Here is a 635-nt window from a genome sequence, read left to right on the forward strand (position 1 = left end):
GTTGAAAGTATTACAGAGATTCTCTGGGGACAGAAGGTTTCAGCCGGAACCATTAGCAATCTGAATCAAAAATGCTTTGCTCAAATTGAAGAATGGCGCTCCAGGAAGCTTACAGAAAAGTACCCCTATGTCTTTGTAGACGGTATTTTTCTAAAAAGATGTTGGGGAGGCTCCTTTGAAAACGCCTCTGTATTAGTTGCTATTGGCGTCACAGAAGACGGATACAGAGAAGTTATAGGTACAGCCGAGGGCCTCAAAGAAGATACTGAAAGCTGGAAAAATTTCTTTGTATGGCTGAAAAGCCGTGGCTTAGATGGCGTAAAACTTATAATTGGCGATAAAAATTTAGGCATGGTAGAAAGCATAGGTGAAGTGTTTCCAAATGCCAGATACCAACGCTGCACGGTGCATATGTACCGTAATATATTCTCTGTAGTACCACGTAAAACTGTCAAGGAAGTTGCCAAGATGCTCAAAGCAATTCATGCTCAGGAGAATAAAGCAGCAGCTAAAGAAAAGGCAAAATCAGTAATTTCCAGATTACGTGAGATGAAACTTAACAAGGCTGCAGACAAACTAGAAAATGGTTTAGAGGAAACCTTGACCTATATGGATTTTCCGTCAGAGCATTGGCT

Annotated in this window: 1 protein-coding gene; it reads left to right on the forward strand. The window is 40.9% G+C overall.

Going from position 1 to position 635, the window contains the following annotated elements; all coding sequences use genetic code 11:
* Positions 1-635: IS256 family transposase (locus HMPREF9443_RS06160; RefSeq protein ID WP_009145685.1), on the forward strand; the 635-nt coding region annotated here is incomplete at both ends.

The sequence above is a fragment of the Phascolarctobacterium succinatutens YIT 12067 genome, from assembly GCF_000188175.1.
Taxonomy (GTDB): Bacteria; Bacillota; Negativicutes; order Acidaminococcales; family Acidaminococcaceae; genus Phascolarctobacterium_A; species Phascolarctobacterium_A succinatutens.